Here is a 348-nt window from a genome sequence, read left to right as displayed (position 1 = left end):
CCCCCCCCCCCCCCCCCCACGGCCATGTCTACCAATGTTCGCGAGTGGAACGCAAAGCGAAATGCCTGGTCCGGTGCGTATTGCCGGCGGCGTGGGACAGTGCCGTGGTGCTGTCCTTGCTCTGCCCGTTGCGCCTGCCGCGCTTGTCGCTGCCGTTGCTCTCGGAAGCGGTTGATGGCGTCGAGGTGCTTGGCGCGTATCTCCGCGTCGCGTACGCCCATCCCTCCTGGGGGCCAGGCGTAGGCACCGCCCATCGCCGACTCCGCCGAGGCGGCCCTGCCGCAGTACATGGTGCGGGCGCACCTCGTCGTCGTGGGCGAGCGGCCGCCGCCGGGAAGCCCTCGGCCG

Source organism: Streptomyces sp. YGL11-2 (genome assembly GCF_050054615.1).
Taxonomy (GTDB): domain Bacteria; phylum Actinomycetota; class Actinomycetes; order Streptomycetales; family Streptomycetaceae; genus Streptomyces.
The sequence above is the reverse complement of the archived record's forward strand: the minus strand, read 5'-3'. Positions refer to the sequence as shown.